Annotated in this window: 26 protein-coding genes; 5 read left to right on the top strand and 21 right to left on the bottom strand. The window is 48.9% G+C overall.

All coding sequences use genetic code 11. The features are described 5' to 3' along the window. The first annotated feature begins 7 nt into the window (after window positions 1–7). The 4 genes from AC4EVX_RS04365 to AC4EVX_RS04350 all read left to right on the top strand — a co-directional run bounded on the left by AC4EVX_RS04365 (window position 8) and on the right by AC4EVX_RS04350 (window position 3,518). The gene (locus AC4EVX_RS04365; protein ID WP_177977671.1) at window positions 8–778 is read left to right on the top strand and encodes a PTS mannose/fructose/sorbose/N-acetylgalactosamine transporter subunit IIC; all 771 of its coding nucleotides are present in this window, start codon (window positions 8–10) and stop codon (window positions 776–778) included. Beyond that, window positions 771–1,604 (top strand): PTS system mannose/fructose/sorbose family transporter subunit IID, encoded by an 834-nt coding sequence (locus tag AC4EVX_RS04360; RefSeq protein WP_308450369.1) that lies wholly within the window; start codon window positions 771–773, stop codon window positions 1,602–1,604. Before AC4EVX_RS04365 ends, AC4EVX_RS04360 begins: the two co-directional genes overlap by 8 nt. A 180-nt stretch (window positions 1,605–1,784) precedes the next feature. Then, window positions 1,785–3,008 (top strand): hypothetical protein, encoded by a 1,224-nt coding sequence (locus AC4EVX_RS04355; RefSeq protein ID WP_490159647.1) that lies wholly within the window; start codon window positions 1,785–1,787, stop codon window positions 3,006–3,008. 102 nt (window positions 3,009–3,110) lie between these two features. Further along, entirely contained in the window at window positions 3,111–3,518 is a 408-nt protein-coding gene (locus AC4EVX_RS04350; protein WP_177977669.1) for a PTS sugar transporter subunit IIA domain-containing protein, read from the top strand. Between the two features lie 121 nt (window positions 3,519–3,639). Here the strand turns inward: AC4EVX_RS04350 and AC4EVX_RS04345 are convergent, their stop codons facing one another. The 7 genes from AC4EVX_RS04345 to spoIIIAA form a co-directional block, all read right to left on the bottom strand. Then, window positions 3,640–4,260 (bottom strand): stage III sporulation protein AG, encoded by a 621-nt coding sequence (locus tag AC4EVX_RS04345; protein WP_490159646.1) that lies wholly within the window; start codon window positions 4,258–4,260, stop codon window positions 3,640–3,642. Beyond that, the gene (locus AC4EVX_RS04340) at window positions 4,226–5,041 is read right to left on the bottom strand and encodes a stage III sporulation protein AF (RefSeq protein ID WP_490159645.1); all 816 of its coding nucleotides are present in this window, start codon (window positions 5,039–5,041) and stop codon (window positions 4,226–4,228) included. Before AC4EVX_RS04340 ends, AC4EVX_RS04345 begins: the two co-directional genes overlap by 35 nt. Window positions 5,042–5,154: 113 nt before the next feature. After that, the gene (locus AC4EVX_RS04335; protein ID WP_177977666.1) at window positions 5,155–6,228 is read right to left on the bottom strand and encodes a stage III sporulation protein AE; all 1,074 of its coding nucleotides are present in this window, start codon (window positions 6,226–6,228) and stop codon (window positions 5,155–5,157) included. Window positions 6,229–6,467: 239 nt separating this feature from the next. Further along, window positions 6,468–6,854 carry a SpoIIIAC/SpoIIIAD family protein gene (locus tag AC4EVX_RS04330; RefSeq protein WP_177977665.1) on the bottom strand — a complete coding sequence of 129 codons (387 nt, stop codon included), beginning with the start codon at window positions 6,852–6,854 and terminating at the stop codon, window positions 6,468–6,470. Window positions 6,855–6,875: 21 nt separating this feature from the next. Further along, complete coding sequence (gene spoIIIAC, locus AC4EVX_RS04325; RefSeq protein WP_177977664.1) at window positions 6,876–7,070, bottom strand: stage III sporulation protein AC; 195 nt, start codon at window positions 7,068–7,070, stop codon at window positions 6,876–6,878. 74 nt (window positions 7,071–7,144) lie between these two features. After that, window positions 7,145–7,702 (bottom strand): stage III sporulation protein AB, encoded by a 558-nt coding sequence (locus AC4EVX_RS04320; RefSeq protein ID WP_177977663.1) that lies wholly within the window; start codon window positions 7,700–7,702, stop codon window positions 7,145–7,147. A 33-nt stretch (window positions 7,703–7,735) separates the two neighbouring features. Continuing rightward, window positions 7,736–8,731, bottom strand: coding sequence for a stage III sporulation protein AA (gene spoIIIAA, locus AC4EVX_RS04315; protein ID WP_490159644.1), 996 nt, complete (start codon window positions 8,729–8,731; stop codon window positions 7,736–7,738). Between the two features lie 189 nt (window positions 8,732–8,920). On the opposite strand from spoIIIAA, the gene AC4EVX_RS04310 reads away from it, so the two are divergent. Continuing rightward, window positions 8,921–9,991: a Gfo/Idh/MocA family protein gene (locus tag AC4EVX_RS04310; RefSeq protein ID WP_490159643.1), complete on the top strand. Its 1,071-nt coding sequence runs from the start codon at window positions 8,921–8,923 to the stop codon at window positions 9,989–9,991. A gap of 255 nt (window positions 9,992–10,246) precedes the next feature. On the opposite strand, the gene AC4EVX_RS04305 is transcribed toward AC4EVX_RS04310, so the two are convergent. The 14 genes from AC4EVX_RS04305 to coaBC all read right to left on the bottom strand — a co-directional run bounded on the left by AC4EVX_RS04305 (window position 10,247) and on the right by coaBC (window position 26,317). After that, a complete protein-coding gene (locus AC4EVX_RS04305; RefSeq protein ID WP_177977660.1) occupies window positions 10,247–10,993 on the bottom strand; it encodes a hypothetical protein in 747 nt (248 codons plus the stop codon). Between the two features lie 278 nt (window positions 10,994–11,271). After that, a complete protein-coding gene (gene rlmH / locus AC4EVX_RS04300; RefSeq protein WP_177977659.1) occupies window positions 11,272–11,751 on the bottom strand; it encodes a 23S rRNA (pseudouridine(1915)-N(3))-methyltransferase RlmH in 480 nt (159 codons plus the stop codon). Next, window positions 11,748–12,728: an alpha/beta hydrolase gene (locus AC4EVX_RS04295; protein ID WP_490159642.1), complete on the bottom strand. Its 981-nt coding sequence runs from the start codon at window positions 12,726–12,728 to the stop codon at window positions 11,748–11,750. Before AC4EVX_RS04295 ends, rlmH begins: the two co-directional genes overlap by 4 nt. A gap of 78 nt (window positions 12,729–12,806) precedes the next feature. Further along, window positions 12,807–14,276 (bottom strand): condensation domain-containing protein, encoded by a 1,470-nt coding sequence (locus tag AC4EVX_RS04290; protein WP_490159641.1) that lies wholly within the window; start codon window positions 14,274–14,276, stop codon window positions 12,807–12,809. 155 nt (window positions 14,277–14,431) lie between these two features. Continuing rightward, window positions 14,432–15,130: a response regulator transcription factor gene (locus tag AC4EVX_RS04285; protein WP_308450361.1), complete on the bottom strand. Its 699-nt coding sequence runs from the start codon at window positions 15,128–15,130 to the stop codon at window positions 14,432–14,434. A 109-nt stretch (window positions 15,131–15,239) separates the two neighbouring features. Then, on the bottom strand, window positions 15,240–16,133 hold the full coding sequence (locus tag AC4EVX_RS04280; RefSeq protein ID WP_177977655.1) for a helix-hairpin-helix domain-containing protein: 894 nt from the start codon (window positions 16,131–16,133) through the stop codon (window positions 15,240–15,242). Window positions 16,134–16,470: 337 nt separating this feature from the next. Beyond that, window positions 16,471–18,927 (bottom strand): homocysteine S-methyltransferase family protein, encoded by a 2,457-nt coding sequence (locus tag AC4EVX_RS04275; RefSeq protein ID WP_490159640.1) that lies wholly within the window; start codon window positions 18,925–18,927, stop codon window positions 16,471–16,473. 55 nt (window positions 18,928–18,982) lie between these two features. Continuing rightward, complete coding sequence (locus AC4EVX_RS04270) at window positions 18,983–19,621, bottom strand: vitamin B12 dependent-methionine synthase activation domain-containing protein (protein WP_177977653.1); 639 nt, start codon at window positions 19,619–19,621, stop codon at window positions 18,983–18,985. An 11-nt stretch (window positions 19,622–19,632) separates the two neighbouring features. Next, window positions 19,633–20,490: a methylenetetrahydrofolate reductase [NAD(P)H] gene (gene metF / locus AC4EVX_RS04265; protein ID WP_177977652.1), complete on the bottom strand. Its 858-nt coding sequence runs from the start codon at window positions 20,488–20,490 to the stop codon at window positions 19,633–19,635. A 141-nt stretch (window positions 20,491–20,631) separates the two neighbouring features. Then, complete coding sequence (locus AC4EVX_RS04260; RefSeq protein ID WP_177977651.1) at window positions 20,632–21,174, bottom strand: hypothetical protein; 543 nt, start codon at window positions 21,172–21,174, stop codon at window positions 20,632–20,634. 100 nt (window positions 21,175–21,274) lie between these two features. Beyond that, the gene (locus AC4EVX_RS04255; protein ID WP_308450357.1) at window positions 21,275–22,681 is read right to left on the bottom strand and encodes a Sapep family Mn(2+)-dependent dipeptidase; all 1,407 of its coding nucleotides are present in this window, start codon (window positions 22,679–22,681) and stop codon (window positions 21,275–21,277) included. Between the two features lie 72 nt (window positions 22,682–22,753). Continuing rightward, complete coding sequence (locus tag AC4EVX_RS04250) at window positions 22,754–23,200, bottom strand: GatB/YqeY domain-containing protein (protein WP_177977649.1); 447 nt, start codon at window positions 23,198–23,200, stop codon at window positions 22,754–22,756. Between the two features lie 68 nt (window positions 23,201–23,268). Then, window positions 23,269–24,861, bottom strand: coding sequence for a peptide chain release factor 3 (locus AC4EVX_RS04245; RefSeq protein ID WP_177977648.1), 1,593 nt, complete (start codon window positions 24,859–24,861; stop codon window positions 23,269–23,271). Between the two features lie 268 nt (window positions 24,862–25,129). Next, entirely contained in the window at window positions 25,130–26,317 is a 1,188-nt protein-coding gene (gene coaBC / locus AC4EVX_RS04240) for a bifunctional phosphopantothenoylcysteine decarboxylase/phosphopantothenate--cysteine ligase CoaBC (protein ID WP_490159639.1), read from the bottom strand. Window positions 26,318–26,581: the final 264 nt, after the last annotated feature.

Raw genomic sequence — 26,581 nt, 5'->3', positions numbered from 1 at the left:
AATTGTTATGCAATTAAGCGCTTTACAAATTATACTGCTTGTTCTGGTGGCTGCTGAGATCAACGTTGACCGTCGTGGATTGTCACTGACACACGCAAGACCGGTTATCGTCGGTTTCCTGTGTGGACTGATCCTCGGTGATATGAACAGTGGTCTCTACATCGGTGGTACATTCACACTGATGTCCTTGGGTGTTGCTGCTCTTGGTGGTTCTTCCGTGCCGGATTACGGCGTTGCGACGATTATCGCCTGCGCGTTCGCAAAGACAACCGGACAGGGACCGGAAGTTGGTATGACGATTGGTCTTCCTGTTGGTATGCTCGGCGTGCAGATGGACGTTTTATACAAGATCTGCAACTCCTTCATCGCACAGAAATCTCAGAAGTATGCAAATGAGAAACAGTTTGGCAAAATGTATGCGATCCTCTACCTCTGCCCGATCATGGTAGCAGTCTTCATGGCATTCCCGACCGCAGTTGCTCTGACTGCCGGTGCTCCTCTGGTTCAGGCAATTCTCGATGTCCTTCCGGCCTGGGTAACAGGTGGTCTGTCCGTAGCCGGAAAACTCCTTCCGGGTCTTGGTATTGCAATGTTGCTCCACTACATGCCGGCAAAGAAATATTTCAACTACATTCTGATCGGTTTTGTACTCAGCGCATACATGGGCGTTCCGATTCTTGGTATCGCATTCCTTGGTGTCGCACTGGCTTACAAGTTCTATATGGATGAGGAAGCAAAGGAAAATGTAGGATTTGCAGGAGGACTTGAAGATGAATAATGAGATTATGGAAAAGAATGAAGGAATGGAGAAAGCTCCCGTTTTAACAAAAAAAGACTGTGTGAAAGGTGCTATTCGCTGGTCCTTAATGGCAGTAACAACCTTTAACTACGATACCCAGCTCGCTCCCGCTGTTGTTTTCGGTATCGGACCTCTCCTGCGCAAGATCTACAAGGATGATGACGAGTATGTTGAGGCATTGAACAACCACTTTAAGTACTTCAACACGATGCCGTGGCTCGCAAACATCGTTCTCGGTGCTACTCTGGCTCTCGAGGATAAAGAGGGAATCTCCTCCCTCGATGCGGTACAGAACATCAAGGTCAGCCTGATGGGACCCTTGGCAGGTATCGGTGATACGCTGTTCTGGACACTGCTTCCGACGATCATGGGCTCGATCGCAGGATATATGGCTCTTGAGGGCAACCCGATCGGCGTCATCCTGTGGCTCATTGTAAACCTTATCTTCATCGGCATCCGTACTCAGCTGATGTGGATCGGATACCGCGAAGGTACCAAACTGATCACCAAGGTCGGCGGAAAACTGGCTCGTATCACAGATGCAGCTTCTGTTCTCGGTCTGACTGTTGTCGGCGCTCTGTCCGCTACGGTTGTAACGGCAAAGACACCTCTGGCATTCCAGATGGGCGATGTCAATCTGGCAGTCGCAGATCTGTTAGATAAGATCATGCCTTCGATGATCTCTGTTGCCACTGTCCTTGTTCTGTACAAGCTCCTCGGAAAGAAAGGCATGAAGATCACCACCCTGATCCTCATCGTGATCGTCTTCTCGATGATCTGCTCTGCACTCGGAATTCTGGCTTAACAGATCATAACCGATAATATCCATAAATGACAAAATGACGGTTCTGCCCTGTCTTTATCCGGCAGGCAGAGCCGTTCTTCATTCATCGAAAATCACATTTCAAAAATCAATGGATACACACATAACAATCAACAAATTTGACCTGAACAATCACTCAGGCACTGAGGGGAGATTTATCATATGGTTGAAGTAAGTACAGCCAAACGCGTCATTACACCTCCATTTCCCATGTACATGCGCGGTTACGCGATGAGAACCGGGAAATCCATCGGGGTTTTAGATGAGCTTTATTGCAGAACTCTGGTTCTGCGCATTGACGGGGAGATTTTTATATGGTCCACTCTGGATCTGTGCCGGTTGGAGGAGCCGATTTCCGACTACGCCCGCACGGTTCTCGCCGGAAAATATTCCGTTCCAAGGGAAAATATCATCATCGGAACAATCCACACACATTCAGGCCCTGACATCAGTTTTGAGGACGAAGGCGAGGACAGAAACCACCGCAAGGCCGTTTACCGCGAAATCGTGATGAAACAGCTCTTCGACGCTGTGGACGAATGTTTTGACCGTGGCTTTTTGGAGGTAACCCCTTATATGGTAAAAGGCACAGTAAACGGTGTCTACGGAAACCGCAATTACCTCGACAAGCCAAGCGACAAGGACATCAACATGATCCTCTTCCGCAACGAGAACCATGTCGTTGCCGGTATGTTCCAGTTCACCTGCCATCCAACCGTTCTCGGCATCCACAACATGAAGATCAGCTCCGACCTTCTCGGTAATATCGGAAAAGCACTCGACGCAAAATACAACACGATCTTCATCACCATGCAGGGGGCCTGCGGAGATATGGGCAACCGCCAGTACCGCAAAGGAAACGACGAGAATGAGCTGTGGCGTGTCCGCGATGAGGTCATGAAACAGGTAGATGTCTTTGCAGAAACCGAAACTCCGATGGAATTAAAAGTGGATTCCGTCAAGACAACCGAGTACACGATCCATCAGACCTACGATCTCGATGCGATGAAGGCACAGCTGGCAGAGGACGAGGAGAAACTGGCAAATGCAGTGACCGAGGACGATAAGAAGCTTCTCTGGTCCGGTGTCCGCCATTTAAAGAGAAAAATTGCATCTGGCGGTGTCAATGTAACGCTTCGCTCCGTAATCTTCCATCTCGGTGATCTGGAGATCATCACGATTCCGGGAGAACTGTTCTCCACATTCGGAATGGAAATCAAGAAACATTTTGAGGCTCCTATGCGCATCGTTTGGGGCTACGCAAATTACAGTGCCGGTTATATCGTGGAGAGAGAGGAATTCGGAAAGGGCTATGAAAGCATGCAGACCCCGTTCCCACAGGGAGAGGCAGAGCTTTATGTGGATCATTTGATCCAATCTCTGTAATAATCCCCCCATTTTTCCGTTATATCAGTGAAACGTAATTGTGTGTTTTTAAGTATTATAAGTATTATTTGAATATCATTACGAATTACAAGGAGAAGCGCTATGAGAAAATATATTATCGCCTCCCATCATTTACTGGCTCATGGTCTGAAAGACACCTTAAATTTTCTTACCTCCATGGACGGCATCATTGACATCAGCGCCTATATGGACGACACTGATCTTCCATCCCAGATCAAGGAAATTTTTGACTCGTTTGACCCGGAGGATGAGGTCGTGATGATGACGGATATGTTAGGTGGCAGTGTAAACCAGCAGTTCTGCCCGTACACAAACGATCATCGTCATCTGATCTGCGGAATCAATCTTCCCTGTGCTTTGAGCCTGGTTTTACAGCCTCAGGACATGCCTCTGACCGCTGAAACCGTGCGAAATATCGTGGAAGAATCCAGAAGTCATCTGATCTATGTAAATGAGTACAATGCTGTGGCAAACGATGAGGATGAGTAAAATTATCACCCTCATCTCACCAAACTACTAACCAATCCCAAAACCTTTCTGTATAAAAAAGCCATAACGAAAAACCGCTCTCCGGAAAAATCCTCCGGAAAGCGGTTTTTTGCAAATTCTTTTACCCGGCTCGCTTCAAGACTTTGATCTTGTGGGCGGGCAGTCCAAACAATGCTTCCATCGCCGTTGAAATCTCCGAGCGGACTTTCGGATCATCCCCACCCTCGGCGCTGATCACAATCCCTGAAATCTCCGGATAGACCTCCTTTTCAATGACAGGGGTAGAATTCCCGTTGCTGTCCTCCATGACGGTTGTCGTGCTGTACGCACTGCTCTCACTTCTTCTCGTCCCGCCGGTGGAATCCGTCTCCTCGGTCAGCGCCCCACTGCTGTTCGTATCACTGCGAATCACCTTCTCCGATGAGGAGTACAGCGCGATCATCACATCGACTTTTCCTACTCCATCCACATTTTTTAAAATATTTTTGACTCTCGTCTCAAGCTGTTGCTCATACGTCCGCGCAACGGAGCCTGAGGAAACCGATGACACGGTAAGATCGTCCTCTGACGTTGCAGAAGAGTCACTCTTTAAAAACAGACTTTTTTCATCATCTCCCGATGAAAGGCTTTGCATTTTGCCTGTCTGCTTTCCGGATGGAATCGCGAGAATACAGAGAATCGCCCCGATCGTCAGCACAAACAGCCATTTATCTTTCCGCTTCCACAATTCCGATTTCCACATCCTGCTCCTCCACCCCACAATACGATGATATTCTGCTTCTCAGCTCCCCGATCTTCTGATAAACCGGACCAGAGACCACTCTTGCTGTGTCGTCCTCCGCCAGAGTCTCCCCCCGCATGGTTTTTTGATTTTCTTCTTGAGTTTTATTCAAATTTTTATTTTGGTTTTCACTGCTTCCCGCACGCTCTTTCTTATCTACATTCTCCGCATTTTCCGCATGTTCTATGTTTTCTACTGTAATCTTTGAAATCTGAATTTCTGATTTATCTGCTCCATCATTTTTTGTCATATTCTTTGAAAGCTCTGTGTCTATCTCTGCACTCTGCTCCGGCTGAACAGAACAAACCTCTGCCCTGACTCCTGTCACCTCTCCAAACTGTTCTGAGTCCATATCCTGATTGATTTTCACCCGACAATTTCTGACCTCAAATCCGTCCGCCTGAGCAATCTTAGAGATTTCCTGACTGAGTGCTTCCTCATATTGATTTACCATCTGGGTTCTCCGCTTTTCTTCGACTCCGAGAAGATTTTCTCTCAACTCTCCCGTCTCATAGCGAAAAAGATTGCTCTCATAATACTGCGCGATCCGCTCTTCCAATTTGCGATTTCCCGTGATCGGCTGTAAAACAAGAAGAATAAAAACCATACCCGAAAAAAGTCGTATGTAGGACGCATATGCCTTTTCCGGCATCAGATGATCCATCACAGACATAAACAGAAAAAATCCGGTCAGATTGCGTATCCACTCAAAAACTGCCCGCATCAGCCCTTCCGTGATCATCCCCCCTTTTCCCGCCCATAAATCTGTCTTTTTATTTATTACACGCTATTTCTATCAAATTTTGCGCATCGAGTTTTAGTAACAAGAATGTGATGTGCATTTATTCAAATTTGCTACGCAAGATACGTCGCATTTGTCCCGGTGCAGATCAGCGCAATCGTGAGAATAAAAAGGACTACCGCAGATAAGAGCATTTCCAGCAACATTTTCTGAGCATCCCCCGCTGTGCTGATGCATCCGGTCAGACGAGCATCCGCCACAGGCTCCAAGACCGCCGAAATCAGGCGATAAAAAATCAGCAAAATTCCAAGGCGAAGAATCGGACTTAAACTAAATAAAATAAGCAGAAAAATCGCAACGGCTCCCATCGTATTTTTAATCAAAACGCCCGATCCGAACACAAGTTTCGCTGTTGTCTCTATTCCATTTCCAATCCCCGGAAGCACCTGAAGCATCTTCCACATCCCGGCAGATTTCACGGCATCCGCATAGGGCAGAACCATGCCCTGAATCAGCTGAAATCCAATGACTAGCGCAAACAGCGATGTCACCCCGAGATGGACTCCTGATTTCATCAGTTCAGTCATTTTAGAAACCATCGCTTCTTTCCCAAGATTTCCCGCTAACTTAATCAACAGATACATCTGCACAAGAGGCAGAAAGAAATGTTTGTAGAGCCATGAGACGATCGCAATCAGAAAAAACACTACCTCATACCATGCGACTGCCGTAAGCCCGCTTCCCGCCCAGGCGGTCGCCATCAGACACGCCGGCATCAGCACCTTCATAAATTCAATCTGTTGTTCCAAGACCTGCCCGGTGAATCGCACACTCTCAAGAAAGGACGTCACAAGCAGGGCAAACATCAGCAGATACGTCATAAAAAATCCAGTATCGGAAATCTGACTCTCCGAAAAGATATTTGAAAATGTGACAAACACGGCTCCGACAATTCCAATCCCCAGAAGCTGTCCTGCAAGTTGCCAATCCTCGCCGATATTTCCAGTGACTCCCTGTTTTAAGGCATCAATCAACATTTTTCCCGTCGCTCTGCTATCCCCCGCAAGAATCGTTTTCATCAGCTCCGAAAAGCTGAACGCTCCATTTCCAGTAAGTTTTTCTCGCTTTAGAAACTGGTCGATCTCCTGCCACTGCTCAGCCAAATCGGTGTTCTGATCGATTTTCATCCCATTAAGACCGATTCTATTAGGATTGACGTTTTGGCATACATTTAGACTTATATGGGGGCTTATATTTTGTCTGCCATCAATCTCACAAATTCGCTTTATCCCATAATTTTCTGTCCCATAACATTTTGCCTGCGCCGAACTGACCCCAACAAAAGCTCCAAACAAAACACAACAACTCAAAAAGAGAAAAATCTTCCGCAATCCTAATACTAATCCTGTCAATGCCGTCCACTCTCTCATGATAGAAACCGCTCCAACGTCTCGAGAAGAGCGAGCACAATCGGCATGCTGACTGCCAGAATCGACAATTTTCCGAAGATCTCAATCTGCTTTCCGATCGCCCCGTATCCGGCATCCCGACAGATCCCCGAGGAGAACTCTGCCACATAGCTGATTCCCGTCATCTTGAGCAGAGTCGCCAGATAAAGCGGACTGATCTGAATAAAATCCTGCACCCGGCGCAGGGCATCAAGAACGGTCTGAAGTTTTGTAATCCCGTAGAAAAACAGGAAACATCCGGTTGCAACTGCCAGATACGTCGCATACTCGCCTTTTACACCTTTCATCTGCACCGCAAGCAATACCGCTGTGATTCCGGCAATCCCGATCGTTATGATTGTCATGCCTGCCCATCCCCTTCCAAATCATAGTGCAAACAGATCTTTGATCGTTTCAAACAATTCATAGATATATGGCACCATCCAAAACAGCACCAGAATCAATCCCGCAAGACTCGTCAGAAATGCCTGTTCCTCCCGCCCGCTGTGCTTTAAGACCTGACAGACAACGGAGACAAGAATTCCAACCGCTGCAATTTTAAAAATCAGATTTACCCCCATTTGGCATCCTGCCTCCCGTCCCCAGATAAAATATTTATGCTCTGCAAACCTCACAAATTGTGAACTACCCCGGCTTAAATCAGAATCACCGCAAGAAAGATTCCTCCCATCACCCCAAGACTTGTATACAGGCGACAGGTCTCCTGGCGATGCCCTCTGAGCTGTGCGATCTGCTCATCAAGTTCCTCCAGATACAAAAGAAGATTTCTCTCCTGCATCTCGCGGTCAAGAAATCCCAGATGACGCCCCAGCCCGGCAAGCGACTGCCTGTCCGATCTGCTGAGTGCGCTTTGTTCCCTTCCATTTTTTTCTTCCAGCTTCCCGATCTCCTGCTCCCAGACCGCAGAAAAATTCGCTTCTTCCAAAGTCTCCGCCTGTTTAGCGGCAGCCAAAAACAGTGCACCAAGAGGTCCCTTCTCCCGTTTCCCGACCGCCTCAAAGGCTTCCGGAAGTGAGGCATTTGCATAGACAATCTGACCCTTGAGCAAAAAAATCATTCTGCGAAGCTGTTCCAACTGGGAGAGTCGCTTTGTATACTGAACTGCCATACTGATCCCAAATCCGGACGCGCCAAGAATCACAAGCACAGCACCGAGACATCGAAGTCCAAAAATCACGGCTTTACTGCTCATCTGCCCCTACCTCCTTTTCCGCAAAGAAGCACTCTATTTTTTGAAAGCTCCTGCTCTGACTGAAAGAGACACCACCACGATCGAATTTCCCTCTGCATCGCACACCGTTGCCGTCATTCCATCCGTCATCGTGTGTTTCAAAATCAGATAGCGGTCAAACCATTTTTCCTGAATCATCCGATCGAGCACCGGCTTTTTGCGAATGTCCTCCATCCCATTTCCGTGCACGGTCGCAATCACCAGGCACCCGCAGTTCATCGCATACTCCACAGCTTCCATATCCATCCGGCTTCCGATCTCATCCACTGCCACGACCCGGGGGGCCATCGTCCGGATCAGCATCATCATCCCATGCGCCTTCGGGCACGCATCCAGGACATCGGTGCGAATTCCCACATCATTCTGTGGAACTCCCTGATAGCAGGCGGCAATCTCAGAGCGCTCATCCACAAGCCCGACTGTCACCCCATCCACCTGCGAACTCCCATCAGAAATCTGTCGCACGAGATCCCGCAGAAGAGTCGTCTTTCCACCGCGGGGCGGGGACAGAATCATCGTATTGAAAAGCTTCTTCTGATCCTGATCAAACAGATATGGCAGAACCTCATCCGCGCATCCCAGAACTTCGTGGGCGAGACGAATATTGAGAAACGAGAGAAACTTCATGCTCCGAATCTCTCCGCTTTGGACAATCGTTTTTCCTGCAATTCCAATGCGGTGTCCCCCGGGAATCGTCAAATACCCCTGACGAATCTCCTCCTCAAATGCATAGAGCGAGTACGAAGCCATGTGCTCGAGCGTCTCTCGAATCTGCTTTGGCGAGACCTGATATGCTTCTTTTTGATCTTTACAAAGACCGCCCCTGTCAGACCGGACAAAAAACTCGCGATTTCCATACTGAATGAGAAGCGGGCCTCCGACTCTCAGACGAATCTCCTGAACCTGCTCAAACCAGTCCGGAATCTGCACAATCTTCTTCCGAATCTCCTCCGGAAACATTTTCAGCAACGTCTCCTCCCGCTTTACCATGTCCATCTCCTCCTGCTAGAATATATGAGACAACGCTTCTGAATTATGCGCAATTATGGTTGTTATTCACGCACTGCGTAAACAGCGAATGTTTTGAAATGGAATATTGACGGAAAATCCGCGACTTTTTATAATAAGAAGCACAGAGAGAATTTATCAGAAAATCTATTTAGAGTGGAGGACGGCTTTATGCATGACGATTTAAACTGGGCAGTGCTCGGAACAGGCGTTATCGCAAATGAGATGGCACAGGCACTACAAAAAATGGGAAAGTCTTTATACGCGGTCGCAAACCGGACGCATCAAAAGGCAATTGACTTTGCAGAAAAATATCAGATTGAAAAGGTCTACGACCAGATCGATGACATGTTTGAGGATGAGAACGTGGACATCATCTACCTCACAAGCCCGCACAACACGCATTACGCCTTCATGAAAAAGGCACTTGAGCACGGCAAACACCTCCTCGTCGAGAAATCCATCACGCTGAACAGCCGGGAGCTTCAGGAGATGATCGATCTCGCGAAAGAGAAAAATCTGGTTCTTGCCGAGGCAATGACGATCTGGCACATGCCAATTTACAAGAAGCTCTGGGAAATCGTGAAAAACAAAGATCTCGGAAAGGTTCAGATCATCACGATGAATTTCGGAAGTTTCAAAGAGTACGACATGAACAACCGCTTCTTCAACATGAATCTCGCCGGCGGTGCGATGCTCGACATCGGAGTCTATGCGCTGTCGATCGTCAGAAGTTTTATGGATGAGACTCCTGACGAGATCGTAAGCCAGTGGAAACCGTCTCCGACCGGATCGGACGAGCAGGCAACGATCCTCTTAAAGAACAGTCTCGGACAGATGGCAACCGTCGCACTCTCAATGCACTCCAAACAGCCAAAACGTGCGATGATCAGCTGTGAAAAAGGTTATATCGAGATCATGGAATATCCGCGCGCAAGCAAGGCCATCCTCGTCGATGCCGAGACCGGTAAGCAGACGGAACTTGACTGCGGAGACACTGCCAATGCCCTGTACTACGAGATGACAGACATGGAACAGGCGGTGAAAAACAAAATCTGCGCCAATGAAAATGGCATCGATAAAAACTCCGCTGATAAAAATGATACTAATAAAAATAGTGAATCGAATGAGCAGAACGAGCAGGATGAGATGCATCTTGCATACACCAGAGATGTTATGGAGATCATGACAAGACTCAGAAAAGACTGGGGAATGAAATACCCGGGCGAGAACTGGGACTAAAATAACTAGTAACTAGTATTCGGATAACCAGACTTAAAAGAAAAAGGAAACGAACCCTCAGAGGCTATCGCTCTGTTTTCCGAAAAGTATCCTACCGTGGATGTGAAAATTATAGCTGGAAGCCCGTCTCAAAATTATAACAGGGCATGGCTATATGCCTGTGGATGTGATAGGGGAGCAGGTCGACACTTGCAGAAACCTGGCGCGTGACTCTGATCCCCTCTGAGTTATATTTAAGCTTCACTTATCTTGCCTTTACTCTGCAAGAAGCACACCCGACTCATCAAACACGAAGATCGTTCCATCGATCGTCTGCTCCCCAGTCAGCATTGCGCCGGAAGACGGATCGCAGTAATATCTCTTCTCATTGTCATTGATCCAACCAGTCTTCATATATCCCTGTTCATCCAGATAATACCAGATGATTGTGGACGGATCCTGCCACCAGCCGTTTGACGGATAAGTGCCATCTTCATTGCGATACCACCAGCCGTTTGCATCCTGTTGCCAGCCTGCACTCAGCACAACACCTGCCTGGCTTGAGGTCTGCGTTGTGCTCCCGCCGGTCTTTGCTCCCGGACCGGAATGTTCGGTGTCAATGTATCCACCATTCTTAATCAGCTCTGCATAATCTTCGCTGATATAGGTCACATCCGACTCGGCTGACCAGTATCCGTTCGATGTCGACCGTCCTTTTCCGAGCGCACGAACCTTAAATGTGTACTCACCAGATGTCGTCATCTTCTTTTCCAGGTTCAGATAAGTCTTCTTTGTCTTTGCCTCACCGACCTTGCTCTCATTGCGGTAAAGATAAATTTCGTACTGGGTTGCATCCTCAACCTCATCCCAGCGCGCCACCGTGATGTTCGTGTCATCCCAGTACGCATCGCTCACCTTATCGAGACGCGTTGCCGCAAATGCGCTCACTCCCATCGCTACGGACAAGAGTCCCACAGCGACCGCCGTCACCAATCGTTTTCCCAGAGCCTTCATTTTGATCATCACAAATTCCTCCTCCATCTTCGTCTGCGTATCCCCATTTATCGTCTCTATTCCCCTTATACTTTAATCCCGGTTACATATTCCGGTCACATGTTGGCACACGTTGGTGCTCCTTTTAGGGATTATTTCTGGTTTCACGCATCCTCGATCTAGTTTTATTCTAACTTTATCATTTTACTTTTGTATTTTTTCATCATACCATAAAGCTGCAAAGTATTTGTGATAAAAATCTTTCATTTTTCTGACATTTTATTGCCTGTTCTCGTTCTCCACAAACTTTACTTGTGGTATGGTTCTCCCGCCATGATCTTAAATCCGCGGTACACCTGCTCCAACAATACCACACGCATCAGCTGATGCGGAAATGTCATCGGAGAAAAGCTCAGCTTATAATCTGCGCGGTCGAGCACCTCTTTCGAGAGTCCAAGCGAACCGCCGATGATCATCACGATCTGGCTCTGCCCCTGATTTCCAAGGCGCTCGAGTTCTGCCGAGAGCTGTTCGGAGCTGAGCATTTTTCCGTTGATCGCAAGTGCAATCACATAGGCGCCATCCTTGATATGCGCCAAAATCCGCTCGCCCTCCTTCTTCTTGATCTGCTCATTTTGCAGATCGCTCGCCTTGTCCGGTGTCTTCTCATCTGCGACCTGAACAATCTCAAGCTTGCAGTAACGGCTCAGACGCTTCTGGTACTCTGCAATCGCCTCCGAGAAGAATTTCTCCTTGATTTTTCCAACTGCAATTACTGTAATTTTCATCTTTTTTTCCGTTTGCGATTGGAACGCACCAACCGCACCTTTCGTCCTTCTTCCGTCCTCTCGACTCCGTAAACGATCTCAAGAAAGCGCCCTGCCTCCTCCCACGCCTCACGGCTTTCCGGGATCAGGCGAAGCGCCATCTGAAAGACATGAAACATTCCGTCATAGACAGAAATCCGAAGTTTTCGGTGCGCCTCCCTGAGTTTCCGGGCGACTGTCAGCGAATCACTCAACAAAACTTCCTCGCTTCCGACTTGAATCAGTGTCGGCGGAAAGTCTGTGAAATCTCCAAACATTGGAGAGAGATACGGAGCATGTGGATCTGCATCCCCGATGTAACTGCTGTTGTGCAACATATTGTCGGTCGTCCCGCCAAACTGCGGATCTCTGTGAAAATTCGTCTCGTGGCTCTCTCCACTGCACGTCAGATCCGCCCACGGCGACATCACAAGAACCCCCGCCGGAAGAGGAAGCGCGTGATCCCTTAGATACATCACAAGCGCAAGCGCAAGTCCCCCGCCCGCAGAATCTCCGGCAACCACAATATCACTCGCCCGGTAATTCTTCTCTTTCATCAGCCACTGATACGCGGTGACTGCGTCCTCAAGAGCACAGGGAAACGGGTGCTTCGGTGCAACACGATAATCGATCGTCAACACATCTGCTCCCCTGCTCCGCTGGGAATACTGTACGGCAAAATCGCGATAGATATTTTTCATCGGTCCGATGTAACCGCCCCCGTGAAGCTGGAGCACAACGCGACCCGTGCAGACTCCCGTTGGGCGCAAAAATTCCATCTGAAATTTTTCCATCTCCACGATCTCATACTCGTACTCCGACGGGCAGATCCACGCCGGCTCTACGGGATTCATCCGATACTCACCAGTCTGAAACTTATGTCCCATTGCGGAATCCATCATATTTTTCATCATATCCCGCACCAGTTTCCCGCGCAGGCTTACTCGTTCTTCTCTCATGCTGTCTCTCTTCCCTGTGTACAGTAAACTTTTCCTGCTCTCTCAAATTCTACTGAAACGTTTTGTACTCTTTCCCCCCTAAACATGAAATCTCCGTCGAAGTTCTTCCTTCCAGTTTTCTTTTCCTCTGAGATAATCCCAAAGACCTTTTGCGACATGCTCCCCGGTATGACCAACTTTCTTTGCCATCCGCGTTGCGCGCTTCTCTCCGCCCTTCTGGATCACCCAGACTCTGCGGATTCTCGGATAATTGTCCCGCTTTCTCGCCCCGCTGAGCTCATTTCCCTCAAGGCGTACTGCAATTCCGTCCTCCTTCATCTTTCGGAAGAAACGCCTCTGAATCCGGCTGTCCGCAAACACGGAGGTAAACGTCACCGTCATCTCATCCCCATACGCACAGACACTGCACTTACACGGCTGTTTTCTCGAGACTCCGATCATCACCTGAAAACGCTCCACATCATCCGCAAACTTGGCAAATTCAGGGTCCATTCGGATCGGTCCGATGTTTGAGAGCGTCATTGTGTATGCCCGATCCTTGAGACTGAAAATAAATCCAAGTGCGAGGCGTTTGATCACAAGCGGAATGATCCGCAGATACCATTTCTTCTCGTTCGACACATTATAAGAAATGCTCTCCTCAAGACGTTCCTTCGTGATTTTCCGATCCATCTGACGACTGATCTTTTGAACAAGCTGATCAAATGTCATATCCGAATCGCGAAACAGCCATCCGATACTGCTGACCGCAAAAAAGTTCGCCATCGTATCTGATTGAAAAAATGCCCTCAAATTGATCGGAATATTCAAAACCACCGGTCTTCGATCCGCTTTTCCATCGAGGTATTCCTGCCAGATCGACCAGAGCAGAGCAGAAGCCAGATACTTTGTCACCGTCACGCCGTGCTTCTTCGCCACTGCCTTGACCTCTGCGACTTTCAGATAACCGTGGAGCACCTGTCCACTTCCAAGCGGAAGGAAATGTCCCTCCATCCGAAATGCCGGTTTGGAGCTGTAACTTCTGTGCTCCATCTCACGGTAATTCTCCAAATAACTGTCCACGGTCTCAAAAATCTGCTCATCCGGCTTTTCCTCGTCCTCCGGCATCCAGACTCCCGGCTCCTCCTTGACAAGCTCTAAGTAGCGCGCCACCAGACTTCTCAAAAATCTCGCACATCCGAGTCCATCTGTCAGCGCGTGAAAGACCTCCAGATTGATTCTGCACTTGAAATACGTCACGCGAAACAGAAATCTCTGGCTTCCATGAGGATCTAAATAGCGACACGGATAAGTGCTCTCGCGCTGTACCTGCGGAATCCGGTCATTCTCCTCAAAATAATACCAGAAAAGTCCCCGGCGCAATTTTACACGAAACTCCCGAATATGAGGAAGAATATCCTCCAATGCTTTTTGAAGAAGCTCCGGCTGAACCTCCTCCTTCATGACTGCGGAAATGCGAAACACCTGACTCATTCCCTCATTTGCAATCACCGGAAAAATCTTCGCTGTATTATCCAATCTTCTCCATCTATGCCCTTTCTCTGCCATCTCAGGAGTCCCTTCTTTCTCAGTTTTATAAACTCAGAGTGGATTCCCCCTCTGAGTTATACGCTCCGCGAGCGTCGACTTGAATTGTTTCTCACACCCTATTATTCTACTATGATCCGATCTCCCATGTCAGATTTGTGATGGGAAATTGAGGACTAGGCACGAAAATAATATCCCACGCCCCATTTCGTGTGCACATATCGCGGATCACTCGGACTCGGCTCAATCTTCTCTCTCAGACGGCGCACATGGACATCGACGGTTCTCACGTCACCTGACTCGGATGCCTTATTTCCCCATACGAGCGCAAGCAGATTTTCTCTGCTGTACACCTTGTTCGGATTGCACACGAGAAGCTCAAGGAGATCAAACTCCTTCGCAGTCAGATTGATCTCCTTCTCCCCGATAAAGACTCTGCGTCCCTCCCGGTCAAGTTTCAGATCTCCGGCACTGATCATCTTGTTCTCCGGCTCGTTTGCCACTCTTGTCTTTTTCGCATTTCGGCGCATGATCGCCTTGATGCGTGCCTTCACCTCAAGAATGTTGAACGGCTTTGTGATATAATCATCGGCGCCATATTCCAGACCAAGGATCTTATCCATGTCTCCCCCCTTGGCAGTCAGCATGATGATCGGCATCTCTGAGAACTCGCGAATCGCCTGACACACCTCAAATCCATCAAACTTCGGAAGCATCACATCGAGCAGAACCACATCGTATTCGGTCTGCTTTGCCAGATTGATCGCTTCCTCTCCATCGTAAGCACAATCCACTTCCCAGCCCTCATGCTCCAGACTGAAACGGATTCCTTTCACAATCAGTTTTTCATCATCCACTACCAAGATCTTTGCCATAATAATTTCCTCTACTCTTGCTCTTCATTCACTTTCTAAATCTCTAAATCAGCAAATCAACGTTTCCTGCCATTTCCTATCCTTCGATGATCGAATCTCAATCTATTCCTCAGACAGTGATCTGATCTTTGATCTTTTCAAAGGTTGTCTCCTTGATGCCGGAGACTTTCTTGATCTCCTCAATCTTCTGGAATCCACCATGCTTCTCCCGGTAACGGATGATATCTTCCGCCCGCGCTGATCCGACCCCTCTAAGCGTCATCAGTTCTTCCTTTGACGCAGTATTGAGATTGATCCTTGCTGAGGCTGATGCCGATCCTGATCCCGTCTTTCCGGCACCGATGGTACTTGCTATGTTCCCGGCATTCACTCCACTTCCATCACCAAAGCCGTAAGAGACAAGCCCCTCCGGTGGAATCTGCCCGGACTGCACCTGTTCCCTGTTCGGGACAAAAATCTTCATCCCATCGCAGATCTCATCTGCCAGATTCAAATACTCGCGCACCGCCTTATCAGTAAAACCGCCCGCCTGCTCGACTGCCTCAAAGATCCGCTGTCCCTCCTCCATGCAATAGACTCCCGGACTTCTGACTTCGCCACACACATAGACAAAGCACTCTGATTTTACCTCTTTTCCCTCTTCGATCGCAGTCGCATTCTCTCCGGTTACAGTCGCCGTCGCATTTCCTGTCGGATTTTCTTTTCCGGCCTTTGTGAATGCTTCGCTCCCCGCTTTCCGTTCGGATTCCGTGAGGGCTTCGCTTCCTGCCTTCTTCGGAGCTTCCGTGAGGGCTTTCTCTCCCACATTCTGCCCATCCTCTGCTTCTTTGTCATCCGACACATTATCCGACGCATCTGCGTCCGTCGAGGACAACTCGATCTCCATCGACACCTCCGACGCCCCACAACTGAACAGGCATCCTGCGACGAGCAGAAACACTGCCAGAACCACCCATTTTAAGATTCCAGATACGCCCATCGGTTTTGATTCTTTTTGATTCATAAAATCCTCTCCTTTTCCGAGAGAATTCCAGATTCAGCCTAGCTCTATTCTACCGAAAGAAATCAGGAATTACAAGCCGAAATTCCTAACGAAATTCTTGAGTTTCCCTTTAGAAAATTCCGCCACCTTTGCATAAAGAGATACCGCCACCAATTTCAAACCAATTTCAAATCGAAGAAACGAACATCCCCGATTCCCCTCTCGCAAAGCAAAAAGAGACAGAAATGCAGATCTGATCGCTCTTCTCTGCGTTTCCATCTCTTTCCCTTTTCTCCTTCATCTCAGGGATTTTCATAAATAAATTCTTTATGAAACTCTCCATCATTTTGCCTGAGCTCTAGTTGATTCCAAACACACTCTCCGCATAGTTGACCGAAGCCATCGCATCCCGGCAGTACTGATCTGCGCCCATCGTATCCGCATACTCCTGCGTCAGGACAGCTCCGCCGACCATGACTTTCGCCCACGGCGCGGAAATGCGAAGCTGGCGGATCGTCTCCTCCATGCTCGGAACCGTCGTCGTCATCAGTGCGCTGAGACCGACGAGCATCACATGTTTTTCTACTGCCGTCTCCACGATCAGCTCCGGTGGAACGTCCTTTCCGAGATCGAGAACATCGTAACTGTAATTCTCAAGCAGAACCTTGACGATATTTTTTCCGATGTCGTGAATATCGCCCTTTACGGTTGCAAGGATGATCGTTCCCTTCTTCTCCTGCTGTTGTCCGCTCTTTGCCATCTTGTCCTTGATGACCTCAAATGCAGTCTTTGCAGCTTCCGCACTCATCAGAAGCTGAGGCAGGAAAAGTGTTCCCTTCTCAAATCCTTTTCCGACTACATCGAGAGCCGGGATCATGCATCCGTTGATGACATCGAGCGGATCTTTTGTCTCAAGAAGCTCCTTGACTGCCATACCCGCCTGATCTCTGAGTCCACGGATGATGCTGTTTCCGAGAACTTCTTCCAAATCACCGGAACCACCGGCATTTCCAGATCCTTCTGCCCCGCTCTTTGCCGTCTTGCCGTCCGACGAGCGGACAACACTCTGACCGAGACTGACTGCCGGCTGGTTACCGTAAATACTGATGTACTCTCCGCACTGCGGATCGAGATCCATCAGTGCCTTAAAGCTGTAATAAGCGCGCATCATCGCCTCGGAATTCGGGTTGATGATCGCCGCAGAAAGTCCATTCTGCATCGCCATCGTGAAAAATGCCGAGTTGATAATCTCTCTCTGCGGGAGACCGAACGAGATGTTTGAGACACCGAGAACCGTGTATCCATGAAGCTCATCGCGAACTCGGCGCAGAGTCTCAAGCGTCGTGATTGCACCCTGGCTGTCGGAGCTGACCGTCAGACACAGGGCATCAATGATGATGTCCTCCGGCTCAATTCCGTACTCCGAAGCCGTTTTGTAGATCTTCTTTGCTACCTGGATTCGTCCCTCCGCAGTCTCCGGGATTCCGCTCTCATCAAGCGCAAGCGCGACAACCACACCGCCGTATTTCTTCACAAGCGGGAAAATCGCATGCATCGACTCCTGCTTTCCGTTTACAGAGTTGATCAGAGCTTTTCCGTTGTAGACGCGGAGTGCCGCCTCCATCGCCTCGATGTTTGTCGTATCCATCTGAAGCGGAAGCTCGACAATACTCTGAAGTTCACGAACGACCTCGACGAGCATCGCCTTCTCATCGATCTCTGGAAGACCGACATTGACATCGAGAACATGGGCTCCGTGATCCTGCTGGGTCACACCCTCGCGCAAAATGTACTCGAGATTGTGATCGCGAAGCGCCTGCTTGAACTTCGACTTTCCGGTCGGGTTGATGCGCTCTCCGATCAGCACCGGACTCTTTCCAATCTCAACCGCCTTGCAGAACGAGGAAATCACACTGCGGTGCTTTTTCACTACCGGAACCGGAACCTTGTCCTTGCACAGCCCGACAACCCGACGAATGTGATCCGGTGTCGTGCCACAACATCCTCCGACAACGCGTGCACCCATATCGACGATCTCGGAGAGGGCATCCGCAAACTGCTCCGCATTGATGTCGTAGACGGTCTCGCCGTTCTCACTTCTCGGAAGACCTGCATTCGGGTTCACGATGACCGGAACCGAGGTGACTGCGAGCATGTCTTTGAGGATCTCCTTCATCTGAATCGGACCGAGACCACAGTTCATACCGATTGCATCAACACCGAGTCCCTCAAGCATTGCGACGATCGAAGCCGGAGTTCCGCCTGTCAGCAGTTTTCCCTTCTCATCAAACGTCACCGTCACAAACACCGGGAGATCACAATTCTCCTTTGCCGCAAGGACAGCCGCCTTTGTCTCGTAGCTGTCGCTCATCGTCTCAATGATCACGAGATCCACACCCTCGCGCGCACCGATCCGAACAACCTGGCTGTAAAGCTCGTAGGCGTCCTCAAATGCGAGATCGCCAAGCGGTTTGAGCAGTTTTCCGGTCGGTCCCATATCAAGGGCAACACAGGCATCTCTTCCGCTCAGTTCCACTGCTTTCTTTGCATTGCGGACAGCCGAAGTAATGACCGGATCAAGCTGATACTCCGTATTCTCATTGTATTTGAGTGCATCGACACCGAACGTATTTGTCGTCATGATGTCTGCACCTGCATCCAGATAGGCGCGGTGGATCTTCACCAGCTCCTCCGGATGTGTGATATTCCAGATTCCCGGAAGTTCTCCCGGTTTCAGTCCCGCTGCCTGAAGCAGGCTTCCCATTCCACCATCAAAGAAGCAGATCCGCTTCTGTATCTCCTGTAAAATATCCATGCGCTCTGTTTTCCCTTCTCTCATTTCAAGTCGACACTCGCATCCCACATCTCATTTATCTGCGATATGCACAGTCCCGCTTCGCACAGACCTCACAACCCTGCACGGTACAGTTTCTAGGCAGACGGCTCGCTCCGATCACCGCCGTCACAGATTTAGACGGCATCATCAGAAGCGTATCTGTCAGATTGACTCCGATTCGCTTTCCCATCTCAAGCGCCGGTGCGATCTCACGCTGACACTCAAGCGGAAAATCCCCATATCCGGGGCTGAAACGCGGGCGAAGATACCAGCCCTTCGCCTCGTAAGAACTCTTAAGTTCCTGATTTTTTTCATCGCAAAACGTCTCAAGCATTGCGACTGACGCCGCCTGCATCACAACCGCCTTGCTCATCTGAATCATATTGTAGCGGTGCAGAAGGACATCCACCCTGCTTCCAAGTGTCGCCGCAAACAGAATGACTCTCTCACAGTCCCTGAGATTTCGCTCCAGACTCTTGCTCTTTGTCTGCAAAAATCCCATGTCCAGGACGTGATCGTGAATCGAGAGCGGATATTCCTTCCACATTGCCCGTGGAGATGCCATCTGCTCCAACTCCCGCTCGCACTCCTTGATCAATTCTTCTACATTTTCCGGAATCTCCTGCCCCCGATGCCCTAGATAGCGCAGGATCTCCCGCTCATTCCACTCCATTGCTTTTGACCCTATTTCAGGATCTCAGACAGACTCGTCTGAATCTGCTGTGCCACATCCGGCTTATTCATCGAGTAGACATGAATTCCATTCACATGGTTTGCGAGAAGGTCAATGATCTGCTCCGTCGCATAAGCGATACCTGCCTGCTTCATTGCAGACGGATTGTCGCCAAAACGGTCCACAATCGCCTTAAAGCGAGTCGGCATATACGTTCCGGACATCGAGAGAATTCTCTTGATCTGAGCGGCATTCGTCACCGGCATAATACCTGCGATCACCGGAACCGTGATTCCCTTCTCGCGGATGCGGTAGAGATAGTTGTAGAGAATGTTATTGTCAAAGAACATCTGGGTCGTCACAAAATCACAGCCCGCCTCAACCTTCTCTTTCAGGTGCTGAATATCCTCAGACTTATTTGCAGACTCGACATGACCCTCCGGATAGCAGGCTGCACCGATGCAGAAATCTCCGGATTCCTTGATCTCACGAATCAGCTGGGAAGCATACTGATAATCGTGCTCCACTTTTCCATCTTTCGGAATGTCTCCGCGAAGTGCAAGCACATTCTCGATTCCGTGCTCCTTGAGCTTTCCAAGAACGGAATGAACCTTCTCCCGGGTGGAAGAGACGCAGGTCAGATGAGCAAGCGGAGTTACGCCGTGAGCCTGAATTGCAGAAGCAATATCCACGGTGTAATCACTCGTCCCACCACCTGCACCGTAAGTAACGCTCATGAAAGCAGGATTCAGCTCTGCAATCTCAAGTGCTGCCTTCTCCACAGAATCAAATTTATCCTCCGTCTTCGGCGGAAATACCTCAAATGACAGAGTCGGTTTTCCCTCTGCCAGAATATCTCTGATTTTCATGTTATTTTCCTCGTCTCTCCGTTCCATTTCCATTTTTCTCTTCGATCTTCCTATTTCCTGTCTTCTGTTTTTCAGTAGCCTTCCTGATACCTTTTCCACAGAAAAATAAAAGACCAGAAAGATCAGGAGTCAGAACTTTTTTTACCAGACTAAAAATGCCTGAATGACACTCCAGATCGCAAGAAAAAGTCTCCAGAACACAATCAGAATCAGAAAGAGGGAAAAAGCGCCGATCGTGCGACCGCTCCCCTCCTTCTTGGATTTGTCTGTCCGATTTCCAAATGTCTCTTCCCAGTCGTTCCCACTTCCACTGCGGTAATTTCCACCCGAAGCAGGGACGGGGTTAGAGGGTTTGGAGGATTTCTGGTTGTTTTTCTTGCCTGGCTGAGACGGATTTCCCATCCTCCAAACAGTCACCGTCTTTTCTGTCTTCTTTTTGTCACCTTTTTTGCCATCCTTCTTCCCGCTCTTCTTCATCTTAGAACCGGCAGAATCCTCCTGCCTATGTACCGAATCATGGTAAGAATCATGATAACTGCAAGCAGTCTCATTCTGCGGATGGCGCTCATTCAGATAGTACGTCACATCCTGAATTCTCGGATGGCGCACCAAGCTGTGGCAGATCCGACAGTAATGTCTTCCTGTCATGACCTGATCACAGATCGGACAAACTCTCCGAATCATCGCTCCTCCTTTCCGAAGCGAGGAATCTCCAATGAATATCCAATCGTTCGATTCGTTTGTTATCGAATACTTCTCAGAGATTCCTTCGATTCGTCAACGATCAGCCACAGAGCTCCACAATCGCCAGAGCAAAGATCTTCGCACTCGTCACAAGATCATAGACATTTGCAAACTCATCTGCTCCGTGCATCCGGTTGTCCACACCCGGCATTGAAGCGCCGAAAGCGACACCGTTCTTTAAGTGGTGCACATAGGTACCGCCACCCATAGACTGGCAGGTTCCCTTCTCACCCGTATATGCCTCATATGCCTTGAGCAGAGTCCGAACAAAATCAGAATCCTCGCTCACATGATGCGGAGCGATCAGTGCCTTGTTGTGCAGAGTAAATCCATGCTCGCCAAGTCTCTTTCTCACAACTTCCAGCACGTTCTCATCTGTTCCGCAAACCGGGATTCTTCCGTCAACCTCAGCGTCAAACGTCGTGTCAGTCACAGTCAGCATGTTGAGGGAGAGCGTGATGCGTCCGGAAATCTCATCCTGCATGTCGACACCGATCGTCGTACCGTTCATGTCGCCGTGCGGGAAAAGCTCGGCAACTGCCTTCAGAGAGTCAAACTGAGCGCTCTGTGCAAACGGCAGACGGCACAGCAGATTCACAAGACCGGTCAGCGCGTTATTTCCGTCCTCCGGGGTGGAAGCATGAGCACCTGCACCGACAGCGGTGATCTCTGCCTCGTCTCCGTTCCAGTCATTCTCAAACTTCACACCGATTGCCTGAGTCGTCTCTGCCTCCGCACTCTCAAGAACGGATTTCTCAATTCCCTTCACAACAGCTTTTGCCTTGCCCGGAACGACATTGATCTTTGTTCCCGCGTTGATCTTCACGATCTTCGGCAGTGCCTCGGATGCTTCAAACTCCTTTGTAAAATGCCCCGGGAAACGTCCCTTCTCCACATTTACAAGCGGGTAGGAGGCATCCGGTGAGAATGTCATCGGAGCTTCCTTCTCGATGCTGTAATAGTGCCTGATGTCAGAGCTTCCGCACTCCTCATCGGTTCCGAGAATCAGGCGGACATTCTTCTTTAACGGAATTCCAAGTTCCTTGACTGCACGCATTGCGTAGAGAGCTGCAACTGCCGGTCCCTTATCATCTGCGGTTCCACGTCCGTACAGGCGTCCATCCTTCTCGATCGGGTCAAACGGCTGAGTCACAGTCCAGCCCTCGCCTGCCGGAACAACGTCCAGATGAGCCAGAATGTCGAGATGTTTCGGCAGTTCCTCGCTCATATCCACACAGCCGACATAACCGTCATAATCGAGGGTCTCAAAGCCGTATCCCTCTGCCATATCCAGAGCCGTGTCAAGACACTCCGCCGGTCCCGGTCCGAACGGCATGTCCTCCTCTGCCGGCATCTTCTCGCTGTTGATTCGGCAGAGTTCAAAGATATCCTCAATCATCTCCTGCTTGTGTGCTTCAATATATTTGTCAATTTTGTCCTTGTACATGATGTCGCTCACTTTCTGCAAATTGCTTTGCACTCTTCTTTTTTCTAATTTCTATTCTTCTTACTGCTCGGATTATTTCATCATCTCAGACAGGGTCTGGTTGACGAGCTTGCCATCTGCCTTGCCCTTTACCTTCGGCATCAGAACCTTCATGATCTTACCCTTGTCTGCACCGGTAGGCTTCTCAATTCCAAGCTCTGCGAGAACGCCCCTGATAACCTCTGCGATCTGCTCTGCGCTCATGTCCTCCGGAGCGAACTCCTTGTAAACGGTCATTCTTGCCAGAGCCTCTTCCTTGATGTCTGTGCGGTCTGCCGGAGCAAGATCGTAAGTCTCCTGAGTCTGACGGATCTCTTTCTTCACGATCGCATTCTCTTCCTCTTCAGTCAGCGGTTCGCGCTTGTCAATCTCCGCATTCTTCAATGCGGACAGAAGCATGGAAAGGGAATCCTTTCTCGCCTTATCTTTTGCCTTCATTGCCTCTACCATTGCTTTTCTTACTACATCAATCTTGCTCATGACACATTCTCCTCTCTTATGTTTATTTTTCTGTTTTAACAATTAATAAGCAATCTATTAATTTCTTATTAATCCCGTCCGAACTCGCTGAGTTTCAGACCCGGATTTCTCTCCTCAACCATGCCGACACTCCAGCTGTTGACAAACAGCAGAAGCGGGTTGTCCTTGAGATCCTTGATGCGCTTCATGTCGGACGTACCCTGAATTCGGGAAACATCGATCTCTTCCTTGTTCTCAATCCAGCGGATGTACTCGTAAGGCAGTTTCTCGAGCTTAACCTCTACGTTGTACTCATTTTCCAGACGATATGTCAAAACCTCAAACTGAAGCTCTCCGACTACACCGACAATAATCTCCTCCATACCGGTGTTGAACTCCTGGAAGATCTGGATCGCACCTTCCTGTGCAATCTGGGAAACACCCTTCAAGAACTGCTTGCGCTTCATCGTATCGATCTGGCGCACACGAGCGAAATGCTCCGGTGCAAATGTCGGGATACCTTCAAACTGGAATTTTTCATTTGACAGACAGAGCGTATCACCGATTGAGAAAATGCCCGGATCGAAGACACCGATGATATCTCCGGCATAAGCCTCATCGACAATCTTTCTGTCCTGAGCCATCATCTGCTGTGGCTGAGTCAGTCTCAACTTCTTTCCGCCCTGAACATGGTTGACCTCCATTCCAGCCTCAAACTTGCCGGATACGATTCTCATGAATGCGATACGGTCACGGTGTGCCTTGTTCATGTTTGCCTGAATCTTGAAGACGAAAGCGGAGAACTTCTCCTCAAACGGGTCAATAATTCCGGTTGTCGTCCTTCTCGGAAGCGGGGATGTCGTCATCTTTAAGAAATGCTTCAGGAAGGTTTCAACACCGAAGTTTGTCAGCGCCGATCCGAAGAAGACCGGGGAGAGGTTTCCACGGCTGACACGATCCATATCAAACTCATCCGCTGCTCCGTCGAGAAGCTCGATCTCGTCGAGAAGTTGCTGGTGATAATCCACTCCGATCACAGAATCTACATCTGCTCCCTCGACATCAAATGTCTGAGTCGCAACTTCCTTCTGTCCGCCCATTGCTGCGGTAAATGTTGTGATCGTCTTGTCGTGGCGGTCGTACACGCCCTTAAAGTTCTTTCCGCAGCCGATCGGCCAGTTGATCGGACAGGTGCGGATTCCGAGCACATTCTCGATCTCATCCATCAGCTCAAACGGATCTCTCGCTTCACGGTCCATCTTGTTGATAAATGTGAAGATCGGGATCTTTCTCATCACACAAACCTTGAACAGCTTGATCGTCTGTGCCTCGACACCCTTTGATCCGTCGATAACCATGACTGCACTGTCCGCTGCCATCAGGGTACGGTAAGTATCCTCCGAGAAGTCCTGATGTCCCGGGGTATCCAGAATGTTGATGCAATATCCGTCGTACTCAAACTGCATAACGGAGGAGGTAACGGAAATTCCTCTCTCCTTCTCGATCTCCATCCAGTCAGAAACTGCATGCTTTGCAGCCTTTCTTCCCTTTACGGTACCAGCCAGATTGATTGCTCCTCCGTAAAGCAGGAACTTCTCGGTCAGGGTCGTCTTACCTGCATCCGGGTGGGAAATAATCGCAAAGGTTCTTCGTTTCTTAATTTCTTCTGCTATATTTGACAAGCGTCTTTCCTCCAATTACTCTTTATGTGCTCTCGGAATCTTTTTGTGCCTGTTTTTGCGAAAAATCGGTCGCAAAGACAGGTGCAAGAGAGACTCCGAGAGTACATCTTCTATTCTCTTCGTATGATTGTTTTGAATCGTTTCGTATTGCCAGTTCTGTTGCCTTGTTATTGCAACTTGTGTTGCTATTTTGTCTCAACCTTTAATCTTATCAGAGAAATTCCGTTTTGACAACCCAAAAAGGATGTACCCTGACACACAAAAAAGATTATCTGTGAAAAATTCGATCGAGAAGCACATGGGCAACCTGATCTTTTGACATTTTCTCAAGCTCTTCCGCTCCGTCCTTTGTGATCAGCGTCACGACATTCGTGTCTGTTCCAAATCCGGCTCCGGCAGTCTTTAAATTGTTTGCGACAATCATGTCGACATGTTTCTTCTCGAGCTTCGCCTTTGAATTCTCAAGCATATTCTGGGTCTCCATCGAGAATCCGCACAAGAACTGTCCCTCTCTGCGATGATCTCCAAGCCACGAGAGAATATCATCGGTTCGCTCTAGTGCAATGCTCATATCCCCGTCGCTCTTCTTCGTCTTCTCCGTTCCAACAACTGCCGGGCGGTAATCAGCAACCGCTGCCGACTTGATGATCGCATCCTGCTTTGCACTCCGGGATGTCACCGCCTCAAACATATCCCGCGCACTCACAACCGGAACAAGTGTCACTCCGAGCGGAACGGACTGATTCACCGGTCCGGAGACGAGTGTCACCTCAGCTCCTCTTCGCGCACCTGCGCGCGCAATCGCATATCCCATCTTTCCGGTTGAGTGATTGGTGATATAGCGAACCGGATCGATCGCCTCCTGTGTCGGACCTGCGGTCACAAGAATCTTCTTTCCGGCAAGATCTTTCGGGAACGCGATCTCCTGAAGAATATACTCAAACAGAGTCTCCGGCTCCGGCATCTTTCCGGCTCCGGTATCCCCACAGGCGAGATATCCGCTCGCAGGCTCAATCACATGCATTCCGTATTTTCGACAAATCTCAAGATTGTCCTGAGTGATCGGGTTCTCATACATCTGCGTGTTCATCGCCGGGACGATGTATTTCGGCTTCTTGCAGGCAAGAAATGTCGTCGTCAGCATATCATCCGCAAGACCGTGTGCCACTTTTGCAATCACATTTGCCGTCGCCGGAGCGATCATGAAGATATCCGCCTGTTTTGCGAGCGAGATATGCTCCACCTGAAACTCAAAATTCCGGTCAAATGTGTCAACCAGACACTTCGTCCCGGTCAATGATTCAAATGTCACCGGTGTAATAAAGTTCGTTGCATTCTCCGTCATAATGACACGCACGTTTGCATGCTGTTTTTTCAACATGCTGACAAGACTGGCGATCTTGTAAGCGGCAATTCCGCCCGTCACGCCAATTACCACAGTCTTTCCCTGAAGCATGATTTTCCTCCCTGCCGACTCTCCCGGCATTTTATAGAATTTTATATTTATGAAACATTCTCAAATAAAAATTCACTTGGTATTTTCTGATGTTTTTTTCATAAAACAAAATACGTTCGAGCTCTCGAGTTTGCATCAATTTGCACTTCATTGTACCATATTTTTTTCTTCATTGAAAGGGATTCCATTTGAGTTTCTTTCCATTATGTGCTAATCTGTTACTATATATGGGTAGGCATTTTCTGAACTGAAAATACCTCAAAT

Source organism: Brotaphodocola sp. (genome assembly GCF_983179755.1).
The sequence above is the reverse complement of the archived record's forward strand: the minus strand, read 5'-3'. Positions and strand labels throughout refer to the sequence as shown.